Below are 19,400 nucleotides of genomic sequence, written 5' to 3'. Positions count from 1 at the left end.
TAGATTTTTTAGTTTTTATTGTAAATAGATTTAGTTTCAGATTGTCTTTCAGAGCTTTTATCACTCCATTGTAATGTATACACCTTCCCTGCTTCAGTCGGGAAATCATAGATAAGATCAGTTTTAATTTCAACAGGATTCAATTTTACCTTGTCAGATATCAACGGTTTAGGAATTTCCGGAATTTCAAAAAAGGAGTTCGGGTTTTTACCTTCTGCTTTTTTCAGTGTTGTGTTTCCGGAAAGCTGCATTTCATTCGGAAGTCTGACTCTGCAGTTTCCTCCCAATCCGGATTTTATAGTGATTTCTTTAGCTTTATTATTTTCCCAGATCACGCTGACTTCGAATCCTCCATAGGCTTTCAGTCCGGAAATACTGCCTTTTTTCCACTCTTCAGGAAGTGCGGGAAGGATGTCTATAAAACCGTTTTGAGTCTGCAGAAGCATTTCGGTAATCCCGGAAGTGCAACCGAAATTTCCATCAATCTGGAATGGCGGATGTGCATCGAAAAGATTCGGATACGTTCCACCTTTGCTGCCCCAACCGTCTTTTTCTACCAGCGTTAACTGATCTTTGATTAATTTATTGGCCTGATTTCCGTCTAATAATTTAGCCCAGAGATTGACTTTCCAGCCCATTGACCAGCCTGTGGATACATCACCACGGTGAACTAGTACGGTTCTGGAGGCGTCCAGCAATTCCGGTGTGGTAAACGGACTGATCTGGTTGGAAGGAAATAATCCATACAAATGAGAAACATGTCTGTGGTTATCTTTAGGATCGTCCAGGTCTTCTATCCACTCCTGCAATTGTCCGTAACTTCCGATTTTCATCGGTGGTAATTTTGAAATAATCGTGTTCCAGACCTGAATTTTATCTGAATCTGTATTGAGAATCTGTGCTGCCTTTTTTGTCTTGGTGAAAAGGTCGAACATCAATTGATTATCCATTGTATTTCCCGCTGCCAGAGCACTCCCCTGGTGTCCCTGCGGAATATTTTCGGGAGACATTGACGGGCTTGCTGCCAGCCAATGATGTGCAGGTTCTTCAATCAGGAAATCTTCGTAAAACTGTGCTGCAGATTTCAAAACAGGATAAATTGTTATCAGGTAGTTTTTGTCTCCGCTGTATAAATATTTTTCCCATAAATGCTGTGAAAGCCAGGCTCCACCCATAGGCCACATTCCGGCGTTTGCAAAATCGATCACTCCTGTTATTCTCCAGATATCGGTGTTATGATGCGCTACCCAGCCACGGCTGTTGTACATTGTTTTTGCCGTTTCTTTTCCTGTTTCGCTCAAATCTTTTATCATCCGAATCAATGGTTCATGCATTTCAGTAAGATTGGTCTTTTCCGCCGGCCAGTAATTCATTTCCGTATTAATGTTGATGGTATACTTGCTGTCCCAGGCTGGTTTGTTGGAATTATTCCAGATCCCCTGCAAATTGGCAGGCTGACCACCCGGCTGAGAGGAGGAAATCAGGAGATAGCGTCCAAACTGATAATACAATGAAATGAGTTCTGGATCATAACCATTAGCAAAATTTTTAATTCTGATATCTGTTGGATCTTTCGAAGCTTCAGAAGTTCCTAAATCCAGATCTACTCTTTTAAAATATTTCTGGTAAGCATTCAGATGGTTTTGAACTAAAGTTTTGAAACTTTTATTTGCTGCTGCTTCAATATACTTTCCGGCTTTTGCAAATTCGTCTGTATTTAAATTTTTGTAGTCTGTAAAATTAGTGGCTATGGAAATAAGAATCGTGACCTCATGAGCATTGCTTACTGAAATTCCACCTTCTGAGGTTTGAGTTTTCCCGCCTTTGGTCATAAATTTTGCCAGCGCATTGAATTTCACCTGACCCTGGATGCCGTCCAGTGTGGAAGAAATTCCATCCATTTGTAACGTATTGGCATCAATAGCCCTGGCATTCTTTTTAAGCTCGCTATTGAATTTCGCTGTAAAGTTCAGAGCATTTTTATGATCTGAGCTTAATTTAATAACGATTACATGATCAGGAATTGAGGCAAAAACTTCTCTTTTAAAGTTAACGCCACCTGAAGTAAATGTAGTGGTTGCGATTGCTTTTTCAATGTCCAGTTCTCTGTAATAATTTTTGATATCCTTGAGGTTATTGAGATCCAGCGTAAAATCACCAATATTCTGGAATGCTGAGCCGTGAACTGTTTTCGCTGTTAATCCCTGGTCTGCAAGAACTTGTGCTCTTTTGTAATTTCCATTAAATAAATAATACCGGATGGAATCCAGGACTTTTGGTGCATCCGGATTATCATTCCGGGAAGGACCTCCGGACCAGAATGTTCCTTCATTCAGCTGAAGCTTTTCCTGATAAGGGTCTCCATACACCATAGCTGCCATGTTTCCGTTTCCTACCGGTAAAGCTTCCACCCATTGTTTTGCGGGCCTGTCATACCACAGCTTATACTTTCCTCCTTTCTGGGCGAAGGAAAATATACTGATCAGAAGACTTATGGTCATGTAAACCCCGGATTTCATTTTTACTTTTTAAATTTCAAACTGTATTATTGTTATACTAAGCTGTTTTCTTTCTGTTAATCAACGAAATGAGTCCCCAGGCAGCAACATATGAAATTCCTGCGATAAAGAAAATGATATTGTAACCGCCATTCACGTTTCCTGCCTTTTTGAATGTATCTAAAACAATTCCGATGAACAAAGGAAAAATAATTCCTGCCGCTGAACCGAGCATTCCTCCAAAACCAATGACAGAACTGACATAGCTGTTGGGTAACTGATCTCCGACTGTGGTCATAAGATTGGCCCCCCAACCTTGATGCGCAGCTGTTGCAAAGGCAATGATGATTGTGATCATCCACATATTGTCTACATATTTTGAGAACATTACCGGAACTACCATCAAAGCAAACAATAACATCGTAATGCTTCTGGCTCTTCCGATGGCCCAGCCTTTTTTAATCAGAAATGATGAAAGATACCCTCCGCCAATACTACCGATCGTAGTTCCGCTGTAAATAATAATCAATGGAAGCGATGGTTTTGTTAAATCCATTTTGAAGACATCTGAGAAATAGGCCGGCAGCCAGAACATGAAGAAATACCAGATAGGATCGGTTAATATCTTACCGATGGCAAATGACCATGTTACTTTATATTTGAGTAATTCAGATAAAGGAATTTTCGTTTTCTCTTCTGCTTTTTCAGCCTGATCGCTTTTTATATACTGCAGTTCTTCCTTGCTGAGATTTTTTGTTTTTTCCGGTACGGCATAAAATTTCCACCAAAGGACAATCCAAACCATACCCAAAGCCCCGATCCATACAAAAGTCTGTCTCCAGCCGTAATGTCCAAGAATGAACGGAACCAGCAGCGGTGCCAAAATAGCTCCCACCGTTGCTCCTGAATTAAAAATTCCGGTTGCCAGCGCTCTTTCTTTTTTAGGAAACCATTCAGCCACAGATTTGATGGCAGCAGGAAAATTTCCTGCTTCACTGATTCCCAAAGTACTTCTCGCAATGATAAACCCGATGGTACTTTTCACAAAACCATGTCCTATAGAGGCCAAGCTCCATACAATAAGGGAAACGGCATACCCGATTTTGGTTCCCACCTTGTCTATAAACCTTCCCATCGCCATATAACCGATGGCATACGTCGTGGTAAAGGCCATGACGATATAGCTGTAATCTTTTTCGTCCCAGCTGAATTCCTTTTCCAGTACAGGTTTCAGCAAGCCCATTACCTGCCGGTCAAGGTAATTGATCGTAGTGGCTAGAAAGACAAGGGACAGCATCCACCATCTTATATTGCGGTTTTGAGGAGCCTGCATTTAGTTATGATTAAGTTGTTGTAGTAATTTTTTTGTTTTCAGAGTCAGTTCTTCTTCATTAATATCTTTTCCGATGAGAGAGCTTCCCAACCCTGCTGCTATGGCACCTCCATTGAGCCATTCTCTGATATCTTCAGTTTCAGCATGAATTCCTCCGGTTGGCATAAAATTCATTCCCGGAAAAACAGGTTTCACAGATTTGATGTAGTTCTTTCCTAAAGCATCAGCCGGAAATATTTTAACCAGTGTTAGCCCATTCTGATGCGCGATATTGATATCGGAAGGGGTAAAGCAACCAGGAATCAGAAGGATATTTCTTTCAAGTGCATGTTTCACCAATGCCTCATTGATAACAGGTGTAATGATGAAATCTGCTTTTGCATGAGCATAATCATCCATTTCCTGTACATTTTTTACTGTTCCGATTCCTAACAGAAGGCTTGGAAATTCAATATGGGAAATTTCTTTCAGCTTAGTGAAGTTTTCCAGTGCCTGATGACCGCGGTTGGTATATTCTATCACACGGATTCCTGCTTCGTATAAAGCTTTTATGATATTTTTTGAGACTTCAAACGATTCGTTATAAAACAACGGAACGATTTTCTGGTCTTTTATTTTTTGTACTATTTCACTCATAATGTTTCGATATTAATGCTTTCATCAATGGTATCTCCCTTTACAAAAAGCTTTTTAAAAGCAACTTTTGTAGCATCTTCCAGAATCTGCTGTTCAGGATTTCCTTTTAAAATTCCATGAATCAAAGCGGCCATGAAAGAATCACCGCTTCCTACCCTTTCTTTAATGGTATCTGAATTATATTTTTCTGAAATTAAAAGCTGTTCACCAGCAAATAAGGTGGCAAAGTAATTCACCTGTTCTCCGTTTGTAAAACGGAAGGTATTCGCAATTTTTTCCACCTCAGGGAATTGTCTTCTGATTTCCAATGCTGTTTTTTCGGCCTGTTTAAGAAGGTTTTCATCATCGAAATTTCCGTTAAGCTCATATTCAACAGGAATATTGAGAAACTGTTCCACAGACCAGATATTTCCCATAAGAACATTCACAAAAGGCATCAGCTCTTTAATTTTGTGAGGATTCTGGTTTTGCCAAAGCAACGCCCTGTAATTCAGGTCAAGAGAAACCGTAATATTTTTTGTTCTGGCTTCCTTCATGATTTGCAGACATTTGTGGAATGCCTGGTCACTCAAAGCCGGTGTGATGGTACTGATATGCAGCCATTTTACCTCTGAAAATATCTCATCATCACTGAAAGTTTCAAAATCCGACTGGGTAAAAACAGACGGAAAGCGATCGTACACCACTGAAGCATTCTGCATATCTCCATCGGAAGAAAGGTAAAATGTTCCTATTCTTCCCTGAGTTTTTTCTGCAAGGATTTCTATTCCTTTATTGTTAAGCTGTAGTTCGAGGTGATTTCCTACAAAATTCTCCGGTAATGCTGATAACAGTTTCACAGAATTCTTCCACTGGGAAAGTGCTGCTGCTACATTGTATTCAGCGCCTCCAACATACATCTTCAGAGACTGTTCATTAAGCCAGTTTCCTTCGGAATCCGGGGCAAAGTGGAGAAGCAGTTCCCCAAAACATAGTATTTTCGTTGAGTCCTGCATAGTATTAAATTTCAAAATAATTTTTTGTATTGTGATAACAGATATCCTGAATGATCTTTCCTACCCATTTTTCATCATCGGGCAGCAGACCTCTTTCCATTTCACTTCCAAACATGTTGCACAAAAGTCTTCTGAAATAATCGTGTCTTGAGAATGACAGCAGGCTTCGGGAATCGGTCAACATTCCCACAAAAGTGCTGATCAGACCGATATTGGAAAGCGTATTCATCTGCTTGGTCATCCCGTCAAGCTGATCAAGAAACCACCAGGCTGCTCCAAATTGTACCTTGGATTTGATGCCTTCTTCATTGAAGTTTCCGGCAAGAGTTGCCAAAACCTCGTTAAATGCCGGGTTCAGATTGTATATAATAGTTTTAGCCAGTTTTCCTTCTGTATTCAGTGCATCCAGCAAAACGCTCAATCTTTGTGCATAGTAGGGTTCTCCAATGGCATCATATCCTGCATTGGCACCCATTTTTCTGAACATATCTGAATTGTTGTTTCGGGTTGCCCCCACATGAAACTGCTGTACCCAGCCTTTTTCTGCATACATTTTGCAAAGCTCTTTCAGCATATATCCGCATAATGCATCCGGATCGGAAAATGTTGAGAGATTGCCCTTCAGAAACTCGGAAAACTCTTTTTCAAGGCTATGATTCCATTTTGTTGTATCTGGAAAATATTCAAAGCCGTGGTCGGCTACTTTTGCTCCTGCATCCACAAAATAGTTGATTCTGGACTGAAGAGCGTTCAAGAGGTCCGAGGCTGATGTGATTGAAAATCCGCAGACTTTTTCGAGCTTTTTAATTCCCGAAATATATTGTTCAGAATTAATAATATTAATATAGGAATCAGGGCGGAAAGCCGGAAGAACAGCTGTGCTAAATCCACTGTTTTTTAAAGCCTTGTGATGAACCAGATCATCAGCAGGATCGTCTGTAGTGCACAACGCTTCTACCTTAAAATTCTGAATGATGGATTGTGGTAAAAAGCCGTCTGTCTGCAGACTTTCATTCATCTGATGATATACAGTATCTGCATTATTAGGTGATAAATATTCACTGATTCCAAAAGGATTTTTGAGCTCCAGATGCGTCCAGTGAAACAACGGGTTACGAAGGGTATAAGGCACCACTTCTGCCCATTTCATGAATTTTTCGTGGTCGGAAGCTTCTCCGGAAATGAATTGCTCGTGAACTCCAAAATTTCTCATGGCTCTCCATTTGTAATGGTCACCATCCAGCCAGATAGCGGTTGGAGAACGGAAGTTTTGATTGGCAGCAATAACATCCGGCTCAAGATGATTGTGATAATCGATCACAGGCATATCTTTGGCATATCCGAAATAGAGATTCTCTGCCTTTGCTGATTCCAGCAGAAACAATTCTCCGAAAACATCTTTATTTTTAATGGAATTACTCATGATTTATTTTTACAACCCTGAATTTTAATTAACTTGTTTAAACTCTGCAAAACCACAAAAGTCACAAAAGCTTTATTTTAAAACACTTTAGCTCACCTAAGAAAGTTTAAAATAATTCTGCAGAAAAGTTTACATAAGATGAAAATCAAAGATTTTCACAACACTTAGGTGTCTACTTTTTAAAAACAAGACCTTGAATGAAACCATTAAGGTCCTGTTCCAATTTATATATGAAGAAATTAGTTTTTTATACTCCACTGAATGCGCTGAAACCTCCGTCAACAGGAATCAATGCTCCAGTGATAAAGCTTGCTGCATCAGAACATAGAAACTGTACAACACCATTCAGTTCTTCTACTTCTCCAAATCTCTGCATGGGTGTTTTAGCCATTACTTTTTTGCTTCTCTCCGTTAAGCTTCCGTCCGGATTCAACAGAATAGCACGGTTCTGATCACCAATGAAAAATCCTGGCGCCACTGCATTTACCCGTATCTTATCTCCGAATTTCAATGCCAGATCAGAGGCCAGCCATTGGGTAAAATTGGTAATTGCCGATTTGGCTGCAGAATATCCGGCTACTCTCGTAATCGCTGAATAGGCAGCCATTGAAGAAATATTAATAATGTTGCCGCTCCCCTGCTCAGCCATTGCTTTTCCGAAAACATAGCTGGGATAAACGGTTCCGTTGATATTGAGATCGGTAACCTCAGCCCATCCCTTCATATCCATATCAAAAAATGACTGTTCGGGAGATAAAGTGGCTGCCGGAATATTTCCACCGGCTATATTGAGCAGAATATCAATGCTGCCATACTTTTCTTTTATTTTCACAGAAGCAGCTTCAAGACTTTCAATATCCATCACATTGGCTTCTACAGCAAGTGCATCTCCACCCAAATCTGTAAGCTCTTTTACACGGGCATCCAGTGTTTCCTGGTTTCTTCCCAGAGCCACAACTTTGGCGCCGGCTTCTATAAAACTTTTGGCAAGGCTGCCTCCCAAAACGCCTGAAGCCCCTGTGATGACTGCTACTTTGTTTTTAATACTAAACAGGTCTTTCATTTTACTTTTTACTATTTATTACAAACGCAGATTAATTTTTCTGTAATTCTGACTGAATGGCAGCCGTTACTCCTTCGATCTGACCTAATGCCAGCATTCTTCCTAAAAATGAATAGCCGGGATTATAACCTTTGTCAACATCTTCTGTTAAAAGTCTACCGTGGTCTATTCTCATCGGAAGATCAGGATTTTCTTTTTCGAATACACGGATCACTTCAATAAGCTTTCCTCTTCCTCCCAGGTGATGAGCCTCGATAAAATCACCGTTTTCAAAGACATTGGTACTTCTCAGGTGAACGAATTTGGTTCTGTGGGCAAATTTCTGTGCCAGTTTTGGAACATCATTCTGAAGGTTGGCACTTAGAGATCCTGCACAGAATGTTAACCCGTTGTGAGGGTTATCAACAGCTTTCAGAAGCCAGTCAATATCCTCTTCATTGGTTACTATTCTTGGTAAGCCCAGTAATGAAAAAGGCGGATCATCAGGATGTACACACATCTGGATATTCCATTTTTCACAGGCTGGCATTATTTTTTCGAGGAAATATTTCATGTTCTGACGAAGCTGATGTTTATCTATACCATCATACAATGCCAATAAACTTTTGAACTTTTCTATGGGATTCAATTCGCCTTCTTTGATATTTCCGTTCACGAATCCCTGTGTTTTTACAATGACTGAGTCTATCAGATCATGATTATCTTTTTCCGTTAAGGTATTTTTTAATTCTTCTACTTTTTGAAGGATTTCCGGACTGTAATCGTTTTCTGCTCCTTCTCGTTTAAGAATATGAATTTCGAAGTAGGCAAACTTGGCTTTGTCAAAATAAAGTGATGATGAGCCGTCTTCCCATTCGTGAAAAAGATCGGTCCTTGCCCAGTCGAGAACAGGCATAAAGTTGTAGCAAACTGTTGTAACCCCTGCTTTACCCAGATTTTCAAGGCTTGTGATATAATTTTCTATTAAAGAGTCACGGTCTTCACCTCCGTATTTGATGGCTTCGCTTACGGGAAGACTTTCTACAACAGACCAGCGAAGTCCGTGGCTTTCTATATAGTTTTTATAATCAATAATGGCCTTTGAATTCCAGATTTCTCCGTTTGGGATATCATGTAGAGCAGAAACAATTCCTTCTACTCCTATTTGACGAAGTGTGCTCAATGCTATTTTGTCTTTTTTGCCAAACCAACGCCAGGTTTTTTCCATAGTTTTAAAATTTTAATTCAGATAAACAAAGCAGGTGCTTTCACACCTACTCTGTTGCTGATATGAATGTAGAATGAAATTAATTGTATCCTGGATTCTGATATTTTGCTTTAATATCTGCCGATACTTCCATTGCATCAATCTGGTTCTGAGGAATTGGTCTCAGATAGTGAAATGGTTTTATCGTTCTAGTAACTGTTTGCGGAGCGTGATCTCCATAGGAAGCTCCTCCGATCTGATAAGTAGCTGCATAATCTCCCCACTTCTGAGTACGTACCAGATCATACCATCTGTAGAATTCTCCGTAATATTCACGGGATCTTTCTGCAAGAATATAATCAATGGTAATTACGGCTGGTGTGGCAGCAGTCATTGTAGCGCTGTTATCTGCTACATAAGCTGCATTCTGAGCATTATTAAACTTCCATTTTCCGGCACGGGCACGGATAACATTGATAAGGTCTCTGGCTGTCATAGCTCCAGAAGCTCCTTTTACGGCTGCTTCCGCGGCAATAAAATAGAATTCTGAGAATTTGGCAACGCTGAAAGGACGGGTTAATCCTGCATTCGGATATCCTAAACCGTTTGGATCATCAGTACGGTAAGTTCCGATTTTCCATAAGCCAGGGTATACAATTCTGCTGATCCCGTTCGGTGCAATTACCCAGTCTGCTCTTCCCGACAGAGTCCCTGCTCCCACGCCGCTTTGTCCTGCTCCTGTAGGATAAGAAGGAGTCTGGCTGTCATCATTCAGGAAGCTTAAGATAGCTCCACCCGGCTGTACAGGTAAATTATTGGCATTATAAAGTACAGGAACTGTTGTAAGACCCGTTCCGTTTTTGTTCCAGTTTCCTCTGTAAGTGGTTACAAAAGTACCATCATAACGGGAATCGTTGGTTTTATCTGCAAAAGTATTTTTAATAACTCCCAGAGTAGGACACATACGAACCCACGGACGTCCCAGAGACTGAGCGGCTTCACGCTGTACACCACTTACTACATCTGCTCCCACCCATGCTGTGGTTTTACTGCTTTTGATGGCAGTATAATTCCAGGTCTGCATCCATGCTGCAAAATTATCCGGAGCCCAGCCTGAACCAAATCCTACAGGATCACTTTCATTATAATATGTACTTGACTGTGTATGGTCTGCATACAGCATAGATTCGGTATTCCTGTCATTTGAACCTGCATTGACATCATAGAAGGTAGGCTGAAGGGCATAAGGTCCTGGATTATTGATCCCTTCCAAGGCAATATCATAAGCCTGCTGGAAATACCATTGGGCATTGTGTCCGTCAGGATCTGTTCTCGTCACTTCAGGATAAGTTGGAATGCCGTTTGGATTCTGCAGCCACCATCCATAAGTAAGATAGGCTTTGGCAAGCATCAATCTTGCTACATTTTTAGTCACGCCTCCGGTTACCCTTGGTGAGGCAGGTAGATTTTCTATTGCTTTTTTAAGGTCAGCAAAAACAGTTTTTGTGTATACTTCCGGAACGGTATTTCTTGCAGAAGTTGTAGATGGCTGGGTATTGTATTTCAATTCTCCTGCCCCTAAATCCAAAGGAACACCTCCATAGGTCTGAACGAGCATGAAGTAGTAAAATCCACGAAAGAAACGGGCTTCAGAAATCATAGATTCTGCAATTCCGAATCCTGGTCCTTTTTCAATAATTCCGTTGGCAGTATTGATATATGGAAACACAGAGTTCCAAACCATACTTGTAGGAAAAGTATTGGAATTGATGATACCGTTTCCGGACATATCCAATTCTTTAAAGTTACCATCCGCACTTTGCGCCCAGGTAGATTCATCAGTTCCGTTCTGACAATTGCTCATAAAGTAGCCATTACCATACAGTAATCTCATCTGTCTGTATAAAGCTGTAAATCCCTGGTTCACCCCGTCCGGTGTATTGAAGTAGTCAGCTGTATATATTGCTCTTGGCTGCTCATCAAGAATTTCACTACAACCTGTAAATGTTAAGGATAAAAAGATTGCTCCTAATAGCAGTTTTTTGTTAAAATTTATCATGACAGTACAGTTTTAAAAGGTTAAGTTAAGTCCCATTAAGTAATTTCTTGTGGAAGGGTTGTTGGTTCCTATAACAAGCTGGCGGTTTGGATATCCGCTTACTGCCTGGTTTTCGTTTCCGAAAGAGTTCGGTTCCGGATCCATTCCTGAGAACTTATGATAAGGTGAGAATAGCACAACAGGATTGGTTACCGTAAAGTAAATTCTTAAGCTTGTAATTTTTAAATCCTTTAAAAAGTCTTTATTGACATTATAACCTAATGTAATGGTACGAAGCTTAAGATAAGAAGCATCAAACATCGCTAAAGTAGAAGAATACTTCGGATTATCACCACTCAAATGGCGTCCCGGACGCGGAAAATAGGCACCGGTATTATCTTCTGTCCAGTAATCTACGTCTACGTTATTCCCTCTTCCCGTTAATCTGTTAAGATAACTTGCAGATCCATAAATAGTACTCACCAGAATGCCTCCTTGCTGGAAAGCTCCTACTGTACTCAGTTCAAAATTCTTGTAGGCAAAGCGCATATTAAATCCTCCCTGGAATTTCGGGGCCGTATCAAAAATCTGTCTGTCATCCGGTCCAATTGCTCTTACAGGAGTTCCGTCAGCATTATAGCCTCCGGTGTAAAGAACTTTGATAGATCCTACAACGTCTGCAGCGGTACCCGGTTCCAGAATATTCTGATAAGGATCGCCAGCCTGCCAAAGACCAATATATTGATAATCATACAATGAATTAATATTATGACCTACAAACCATAAGTTATTGACGTCACGTTCTGTTCCGGATGCAAGCGATAAAATTTTGTTTTTATTGGTATAGAAATTAACTCCTGCCTCCCATGTAAAACCATCCGGGTTATCAAAAATGACCCCGTTTAAGGAAACTTCCAGTCCTTTATTTTCTGTTTCGGCTACATTGGAAACAATGGATGACCATCCGCTTGTCGCCGGAAGACTTTTCTGTGTCAACAGGTCATAGGTGTGGGTCTTGTAATATTCCACGCTTCCTGTAAGGCGGTTGTTCAGTATTCCGAAATCTACCCCGTAGTTTTGTGTTTTTGAATATTCCCATCCTAAATTCGGGTTTGGCGGCTGGCTTCCGTAAATCCCTGTACTTCCTGCACTTCCATAATTATAAGGAGCAACATTAAATCTTCCCATCGTAGTGTATGGATCTACTGCCTGATTGGAAGTCTGCCCCCATCCTGCTCTGAATTTAAGGAGATTAATCGCTTTGATATTCTGCATGAAAGATTCGTTGGTAACATTCCATCCTAATGATAATGCGGGATACGTATGCCATTTGTTACCCGGAGCCAGTCTGGAAGATCCGTCGGCACGAAGTGTTGCTGTAAACATATACTTGTTATCATAGGTATACATGATTCTTCCCATGGCAGAAAGCAGACCGGTTTTCGAGTAAGCCTGGTCTTCAGGTCTTACTGTAATATCTGCCTGAGGTGACTGTCCCAGGTTATAATACTGGAAAAAGTCTGCAGGAACATTCTTTGCACTCATGTATGAGCTTGTGTACTTATTCTGTTCTGCGGAATATAATGCCACCGCATTTACCTTATGCTTACCAAATGTACGGTCATACGTCAAAAGGTTTTCCAATACCCAATGGTAGGTCTGGTTATTCCCTTTTCCTGCAGATGACGGCCCCAGAGGGTTTGTATTAAAGACTCCTACGCCGCTGTAATTTCCACTGTTTGAAGTACGGAAATCCAGCCCTACATTTAATCTGTATTTCAATCCTTTGACTGGAAGGCTTAACTCTCCGTAAAGGTTGTTATAGGATGCAAAAGATTTGGTTTCGTCAATATATTTGTCTGCCAGGCTTTCCAAGCTTCTTCTGGTATAAATCCATGTCTGATCTATACCGCCTGCTGTGCTCATTACTCTCTTCGGGCTTCCGTCCGCATTGTAAGGATTGGCAATGGGAGAATATCCCAGAACCGCACCTGGATTTACTCCGTTTCCTTCCGAAACGGAATAGTTTGTATTGGTTGTAAAACCGAATTTAAAAACGGATCCTACCTGCTGGTCAATGGCCATTCTCAGGGCAAATCTTTCATAACTTTGAATAGGGATTAAAGCATTTTGTTTAAAATAGGATAACCCTACATTATAATTTCCACCTTCTGTTCCTCCTGAAACCCCTACGTCATGGCTGGTCATCATCGCCGGCTTGTAAAACAGGCTTTGCCAGTCTGTATTGACACCGTTGTTTTCATCAGCCCCGTTTGAATACAAAGGGGTTGTATTTCCTGCAGGAATGGCATAAGAACGCAACTTTGCAAACTGAGGCCCATCCATCATCGGATATTTTGAAAACAAAGTCTGAACTCCTGTAAAGGTGTTATAAGTAAATTTAGGTCTCTGCCCTTTTGCTCCTCTGTTGGTTGTAACGAGAATAACACCGTTTGCTCCTCTTGACCCGTAGATGGCTGTAGCAGAAGCATCTTTCAGGATATCAATACTTTTGATATCACTTGAGCTTATATCTGCCAGTGATCCCACAAAAGGAATACCATCCAATACAATCAACGGGTTATTATCTCCTGTCAGAGATCGTGTTCCCCTGATACGGATCTGCATGGCAGCACCCGGTTTGGTGGACGTTTGTGAGATATCTACCCCTGCCGTTCTTCCCTGCAATGCCTGAGTAATATTGGCAGAAGGTACTTCACGCAGGGCATCTCCTTTTACAGTGGCTACAGAACCTGTCACAGCTTCTTTTCTCTGGGTTCCATATCCTATCACAACAACTTCATCTATTTTATTTTCTTTAGCTACTGTATCTTTCTTAACCTGTGAATATGCTATGCCGGAAGGCAATAAAGTCATTGCAAAAAATAATGCCGCTCTATTGCTTTTATTGAAATAAAATCGGTTCATAATTATTATTTTAGTATTAGTTGTTGAATAAAAGGCTGTTTAATAATTATAGTGTATAAAAATCCTTAGTGTTTATAAGCCTTTTATTTTTTTATTATATATACATATTCACGATGGCCTCAAACAATTCCTGTTTTCCGCTTTTTGGCTGTGGTTCGCCGATTTCGTGAGCAATTCTCTGAAGATCTTCCAATGTAAGTGAACCTTCCTCAAATGCTTTTCCGTTTCCGTTATCAAAAGAAGCATAGCGGTTTGTTCTCAGCTTTTTGTAGTCAGAATTTTCAAGAATATCAGCTGCTGCAAGAAGACCTTTGGCGAAAACGTCCATCCCTGAAATGTGGGAAATGAACAGATCTTCAGCATCAATAGAATTTCTTCTGATTTTGGCATCAAAATTTACTCCTCCTGTTCCCAGGCCTCCTGCCGGAAGCAGTACAAGCCATGCCTGAACCATATCATAATAATCAATCGGGAACTGATCCGTATCCCACCCGTTCTGATAATCCCCTCTGTTGGCATCAATACTTCCTAAAAGCCCGGCATCAACAGCAACCTGAAGCTCATGCTCGAAGGTATGACCTGCCAATGTAGCGTGGTTTACTTCGATATTCAGCTTAAAGTCTTTATCTAATCCGTAATGTCTCAGGAATCCGATTACTGTTTCAGAATCATAATCATACTGATGCTTGGTAGGCTCCATTGGTTTTGGTTCGATCAGGAAAGTTCCTTTAAAACCTTGCTGGCGTGCATAGTCTCTTGACATGGAAAGGAAGCGCGCAAGGTGATCTTTTTCACGCTTCATATCGGTATTTAGAAGGCTCATATATCCTTCTCTTCCACCCCAGAAAACATAGTTTTCACCTCCAAGTGCGATAGTAGCATCTATAGAGTTTTTCACCTGAGTTCCTGCACAGGCAACAACATCAAAATTTGGGTTGGTAGAGGCTCCGTTCATGTATCTTTCATGCGTGAAAACATTCGCTGTTCCCCATAAAAGCTTAATTCCGGTTTCCTGCTGCTTTTGTTTTGCATATTCTACAATAGCCTGCATATTTTTCTCGTAGTCTTTCCAGTTACCGGCAGGGTCTACAAGATCGATGTCATGGAAGCAGTAATAGCTGAAGCCCATTTTAGACATGAATTCGAAACCTGCATCCATTTTATGCATTGCTCTGGTTACTGCATCGTTTCCGATATCCCACGGATGGTGGATGGTAGGTCCTCCGAACGGATCGCTTCCGTTTGCACATAGGGTGTGCCACCATGCCATTGCAAATCTGGTCCAGTCTTTCATAGGTTTTCCCATCACGATCTTTTCCGCATCATAATAGCGGAATGCCAACGGGTTCTTGCTTTCCTTCCCTTCAAACTTAATTTTTTCAATACCCGTAAAAAACTCTTTTGTACCTGTTAAAGTGTTCATATTTATTTGATTATTTTTAATTTGTTTTTTTAATTTTTGCGTAGAGACTCCCTTCTCACTGATTCTAAAAAGTCAGTAAGAGGATCAAAAATACTGTTGAATTTGTCCTAGATTATTTCGTTAAGATGATGTTTCCATCTGCCATAGGCTTCTAAATATTGTTCTTGTTTTTCGTGTTCAGGTTCTATTACCGCTATCTGTTCAAGTGAAGAAAATGCTTCTCTGGAATCTGCATAAAATCCTATTCCCATGCCGGCAGCTCTTGCCGCTCCTACCGCTCCATCGGTATCATAAAGTTCAATGACCGCATTGCTGACACTGGACAGTGACTGGCGAAAGATTGAACTTAAAAACATATTGGCATTTCCTGCCCGGATCACCTGGATATCCATTCCGATATTTCTCATAATATCCATTCCGTATTCGTAAGAGAATACAATACCTTCCTGTGCTGCACGCAGAATATCACCTTTTGAATGGATATTGAAATTAATTCCGTGAATGGAACAGCTTGTATCTTTATTTTCTAACACTCTTTCTGCACCGTTTCCAAAAGGAATAATGCTTAACCCTTTTGAGCCGATAGGTGAAAGTGAAGCCATATCGTTCATATCGCCGTAAGAGGAAAGTGAGGTTGCAAAATTATGTTTCAACCATGAATTTAAAATTCCTGTTCCGTTGATACAAAGTAAAACTCCCAGTCTGATCTGTTCCGGTGTGTAATTGACATGGGCAAATGTATTTACTCTTGATAATTTATCATATTCCAGCTGGTCCAGAACTCCATACACCACTCCTGAAGTTCCTGCTGTAGAGGCGATTTCTCCGGGATTAAAAACATTCAGGGAAAGCGCATTGTTGGGCTGATCTCCTGCTCTGTATGAAATAGGGGTACCTTCTTTCAGACCTAATTCTTCAGCTGCCGCCCTTGAAACTGTTGCCTGGATGCCAAAAGTGGATACAATTTCCGGGAAAAAGCTTTTCGGGATCTCATAGTGGTTGATAATATCTTCCGAAATACAGTTGTTTTTAAAATCCCAGAAGATTCCTTCTGATAATCCCTCAATTGTTATTCCTATCTGTCCGGAGAGCCTCATGGCAATATAGTCTCCCGGAAGCATTATTTTATCTATCTTTTCAAAAATTTCAGGCTCGTTTTCTTTTACCCAGGCAAGCTTTGACGCGGTAAAATTTCCCGGTGAGTTTAAAAGATGTGAAAGACATTTCTCTTCTCCTATGGTTTTGAAAGCTTTTTCACCATAAGGTACAGCACGGCTGTCACACCAGATAATTGACGGTCTTAAAAGATTCTGGTCTTTGTCTACCAGAATTAAACCATGCATCTGCCAGGTAATTCCGATTCCTTTAATATCTTCAGCATGTACACCAGATTCATGCATAACAGCTTCATGTGCCAACTTCAGATTGGTCCACCAGTCTACCGGATTTTGCTCTGCCCATCCCGGATTTATTGCAGTGATTTTCATCTCTTTTTTGGGAGAAAATTCAGAAGCAATCACTTTTCCGCTGGACGCCTCAATGAGACACACTTTCACAGAAGAACTGCCAATGTCATAGCCTAGTAAGTACATAATTTTTAAAAAGGGTTATTTTATAAGTTTTGTATTGTTTTTCTTGTAAATCTTAGCATCAAATCTGTAATATCTTGCTGCGCGGTGAGATACATCTTTTTGAATTTCGTCCAGAGGAACGATATAGGGGAATGAAGATATTTTTTTATGAAAATTCTTAATATCAATATTTTTTTCATTCAAAGCGCTGTAGAGCTGATAGAGCTGTCTTATGGTGAATCTTTTAGGCAGCAGCTCAAAAATAATGGAAAAATCGGATTCAATCCATTTTCTGATCTCCATCAAAGATTCACTGATAATTTTATTATGGTCAAACGGCAGTACCGGAACCTCATCAATAGGATACCAGTCTACGGTATCATATTTTGTGCTGTTGATCTTATGATCTATTTTGCAAAGAGAAAGATAGGCTACTGTAATGATCCTGTCTATATGATGTTTGTATTCCTGATCCATCCATTTGATATCATGCACATTGCTTGCTCTCATAGGATCTGCAAAGCATCTGAACTGCTTAAGAACCATTTTTTTAATTCCTGTAAGTTCATGAAGTACTCTTTGTGCAGCATCATCTACATCTTCGTCACTGAAAATCAAACTTCCAGGAAGTTTGATCTGTTTTTCCAACGGTACATCATCAACATGGCGTTGTACTAATAATATATTCAACCGGTTTTCATGGTCAAATCCAAAGACAACACAATCTACAGAGACATAGGTATGGATAAAGTTCTGATTCATTAGTTCGTTAACATTTTGGTAACATTACAAATATAAAAATTCATCTGAATAAAAAAAATAAAACTACCACTATCTACTGCTTATCAATGCATTACATATCGAATTTTTATGATATCAATTGTATAAAAAATATGATAAGGTTATCATTAAATTTACACTTACTTATTTCATAAGACATGAATTCACAATTAATTGCAATACGACAATACCCAAAAAATAATTATTTTTTTCTGAATAAATATTATGATAAGAAGAATGATTTTTTTTTTCGTTTTGGGTGAAAAAAAAATGTAAAAAGCACACTTTTTATTATTAAAAAAGAAGTAAACCACTATTTATAATTACCATTTTTCATACTCTAGTCACAAATAATTACGAAACAATCAACTTAAACAACAATATGATATAATAATACAAACATGAAAATTCAAAGTATAAGCGATAAATTTATTCGGAAATACGGGCAAAAAAAAATCCTGCAAACTTTTAATTTTACAGGATTTCATTTACAGCAAATTCTTATTTTCCATCAGGAAGGAGAAAGCTTCTTTCACTGCTTGTTCGGGATTTTTTGGATGAAAACCAAGTTCGTTCCTGGATTTAGACAAATCAAAGTTCTGTTGTAATCCTGAAAACATTGCAATGTCTTTTGTCGTTAACACCGGAGGTTTTCCATTAATTTTAGCTGTTAATTCCATTAATCCTGCAATTGCATAGAGTACAAACTTAGGAACAGCACCCGGTACTTTGATTTTCAATTCCGGATAAAACTTTTGAGCCAGTTTGGTAGTGTCGGTAATGGTCATACATTTTTCATTAGCTAAAATATACCTTTCTCCTGAACGCCCTTTTTGCGCAGCGAGATAACATCCTTCTGCAACATCTTTTACGTCTACCCAGTTAAGTGTTATTTTGGTATCCATGGGAATCTGCTTATTTAAAATCAGCCTCAATACACCGTAAGAAACATTCAGGGGAAGAAATGCCTCACTTCCTATCATGGCACCCGGCAGTACGGATACCAGCTCTATTCCCAGTTCTTCAGCCAGTTGAAAAGCGAGTTTTTCGCCATCGTTTTTGGAATTATAATACATATCCCGACGGTCAGGATTATAGCCATTACTTTCTTTCGCGGGAAGATCGGTATAATCCAAAGCTGCAATAGAGCTTACGTAGATAATTCTTTTAACACCCGCTTCGGCGGCGGCTTCAATAGTATTACGGGTCCCGTTCATGTTTACGTCGTAGATTTCCTTTTTAGGATCTTTAGCCCACAATTTAAATGAAGCTCCTACAGCATAAAATGTATGAACACCCTGAAGAGCCTTAATGAATGAAGCTTTGTCCGTAATATCGGCCTGTACTACTTCGCAGTCCAAGTCATTGAAACATTCTTTGTTTTTGATGTTGCGAACGGATGCCCGGACCTTAATTCCTTTTTTGATGAGTAACCTTACGAGATTGTTACCTAAATGTCCATTTGCTCCTGAAACCAACACCAAGTTTCTGTTTGTCATATCTTTTGATTTTAAATGATACTGCAA

General features: G+C 39.9%; 13 protein-coding genes. All 13 read right to left on the bottom strand.

The window, feature by feature from the left end; genetic code table 11:
- Positions 1–8: 8 nt before the first annotated feature.
- On the bottom strand, positions 9–2,519 hold the full coding sequence (locus tag FN817_RS01875) for a glycoside hydrolase family 95 protein (protein ID WP_142716475.1): 2,511 nt from the start codon (positions 2,517–2,519) through the stop codon (positions 9–11).
- Positions 2,520–2,556: 37 nt separating this feature from the next.
- Positions 2,557–3,831: an MFS transporter gene (locus tag FN817_RS01870; RefSeq protein WP_142716474.1), complete on the bottom strand. Its 1,275-nt coding sequence runs from the start codon at positions 3,829–3,831 to the stop codon at positions 2,557–2,559.
- Positions 3,832–4,467: a bifunctional 4-hydroxy-2-oxoglutarate aldolase/2-dehydro-3-deoxy-phosphogluconate aldolase gene (locus tag FN817_RS01865; protein WP_142716473.1), complete on the bottom strand. Its 636-nt coding sequence runs from the start codon at positions 4,465–4,467 to the stop codon at positions 3,832–3,834.
- Positions 4,464–5,462 (bottom strand): sugar kinase, encoded by a 999-nt coding sequence (locus tag FN817_RS01860; RefSeq protein ID WP_142716472.1) that lies wholly within the window; start codon positions 5,460–5,462, stop codon positions 4,464–4,466. The genes FN817_RS01865 and FN817_RS01860 overlap by 4 nt, the downstream gene beginning before the upstream one ends.
- Positions 5,463–5,466: 4 nt before the next feature.
- Positions 5,467–6,885: a glucuronate isomerase gene (gene uxaC / locus FN817_RS01855; protein WP_142716471.1), complete on the bottom strand. Its 1,419-nt coding sequence runs from the start codon at positions 6,883–6,885 to the stop codon at positions 5,467–5,469.
- A 247-nt stretch (positions 6,886–7,132) separates the two neighbouring features.
- The gene (locus FN817_RS01850) at positions 7,133–7,948 is read right to left on the bottom strand and encodes an SDR family oxidoreductase (RefSeq protein WP_142716470.1); all 816 of its coding nucleotides are present in this window, start codon (positions 7,946–7,948) and stop codon (positions 7,133–7,135) included.
- 31 nt (positions 7,949–7,979) lie between these two features.
- Positions 7,980–9,155 carry a mannonate dehydratase gene (gene uxuA, locus FN817_RS01845; RefSeq protein ID WP_142716469.1) on the bottom strand — a complete coding sequence of 392 codons (1,176 nt, stop codon included), beginning with the start codon at positions 9,153–9,155 and terminating at the stop codon, positions 7,980–7,982.
- 79 nt (positions 9,156–9,234) lie between these two features.
- Positions 9,235–11,193 (bottom strand): RagB/SusD family nutrient uptake outer membrane protein, encoded by a 1,959-nt coding sequence (locus FN817_RS01840; protein WP_142716468.1) that lies wholly within the window; start codon positions 11,191–11,193, stop codon positions 9,235–9,237.
- Between the two features lie 12 nt (positions 11,194–11,205).
- A complete protein-coding gene (locus tag FN817_RS01835; RefSeq protein WP_142716467.1) occupies positions 11,206–14,100 on the bottom strand; it encodes a SusC/RagA family TonB-linked outer membrane protein in 2,895 nt (964 codons plus the stop codon).
- A 94-nt stretch (positions 14,101–14,194) separates the two neighbouring features.
- Positions 14,195–15,523 carry a xylose isomerase gene (gene xylA, locus FN817_RS01830; RefSeq protein WP_142716466.1) on the bottom strand — a complete coding sequence of 443 codons (1,329 nt, stop codon included), beginning with the start codon at positions 15,521–15,523 and terminating at the stop codon, positions 14,195–14,197.
- Positions 15,524–15,630: 107 nt separating this feature from the next.
- Positions 15,631–17,115: a xylulokinase gene (locus tag FN817_RS01825; RefSeq protein WP_142716465.1), complete on the bottom strand. Its 1,485-nt coding sequence runs from the start codon at positions 17,113–17,115 to the stop codon at positions 15,631–15,633.
- Between the two features lie 15 nt (positions 17,116–17,130).
- Positions 17,131–17,856, bottom strand: coding sequence for an NUDIX hydrolase (locus FN817_RS01820; protein WP_047422594.1), 726 nt, complete (start codon positions 17,854–17,856; stop codon positions 17,131–17,133).
- Between the two features lie 506 nt (positions 17,857–18,362).
- Positions 18,363–19,373 carry an NAD-dependent epimerase/dehydratase family protein gene (locus FN817_RS01815; protein ID WP_142716464.1) on the bottom strand — a complete coding sequence of 337 codons (1,011 nt, stop codon included), beginning with the start codon at positions 19,371–19,373 and terminating at the stop codon, positions 18,363–18,365.
- Positions 19,374–19,400: the final 27 nt, after the last annotated feature.

It is taken from the genome of Chryseobacterium rhizoplanae (assembly GCF_900182655.1).
GTDB lineage: Bacteria > Bacteroidota > Bacteroidia > Flavobacteriales > Weeksellaceae > Chryseobacterium > Chryseobacterium rhizoplanae.
Note: the sequence above shows the minus strand (reverse complement) of the source record. Positions and strands in the feature narration are given on the sequence as shown.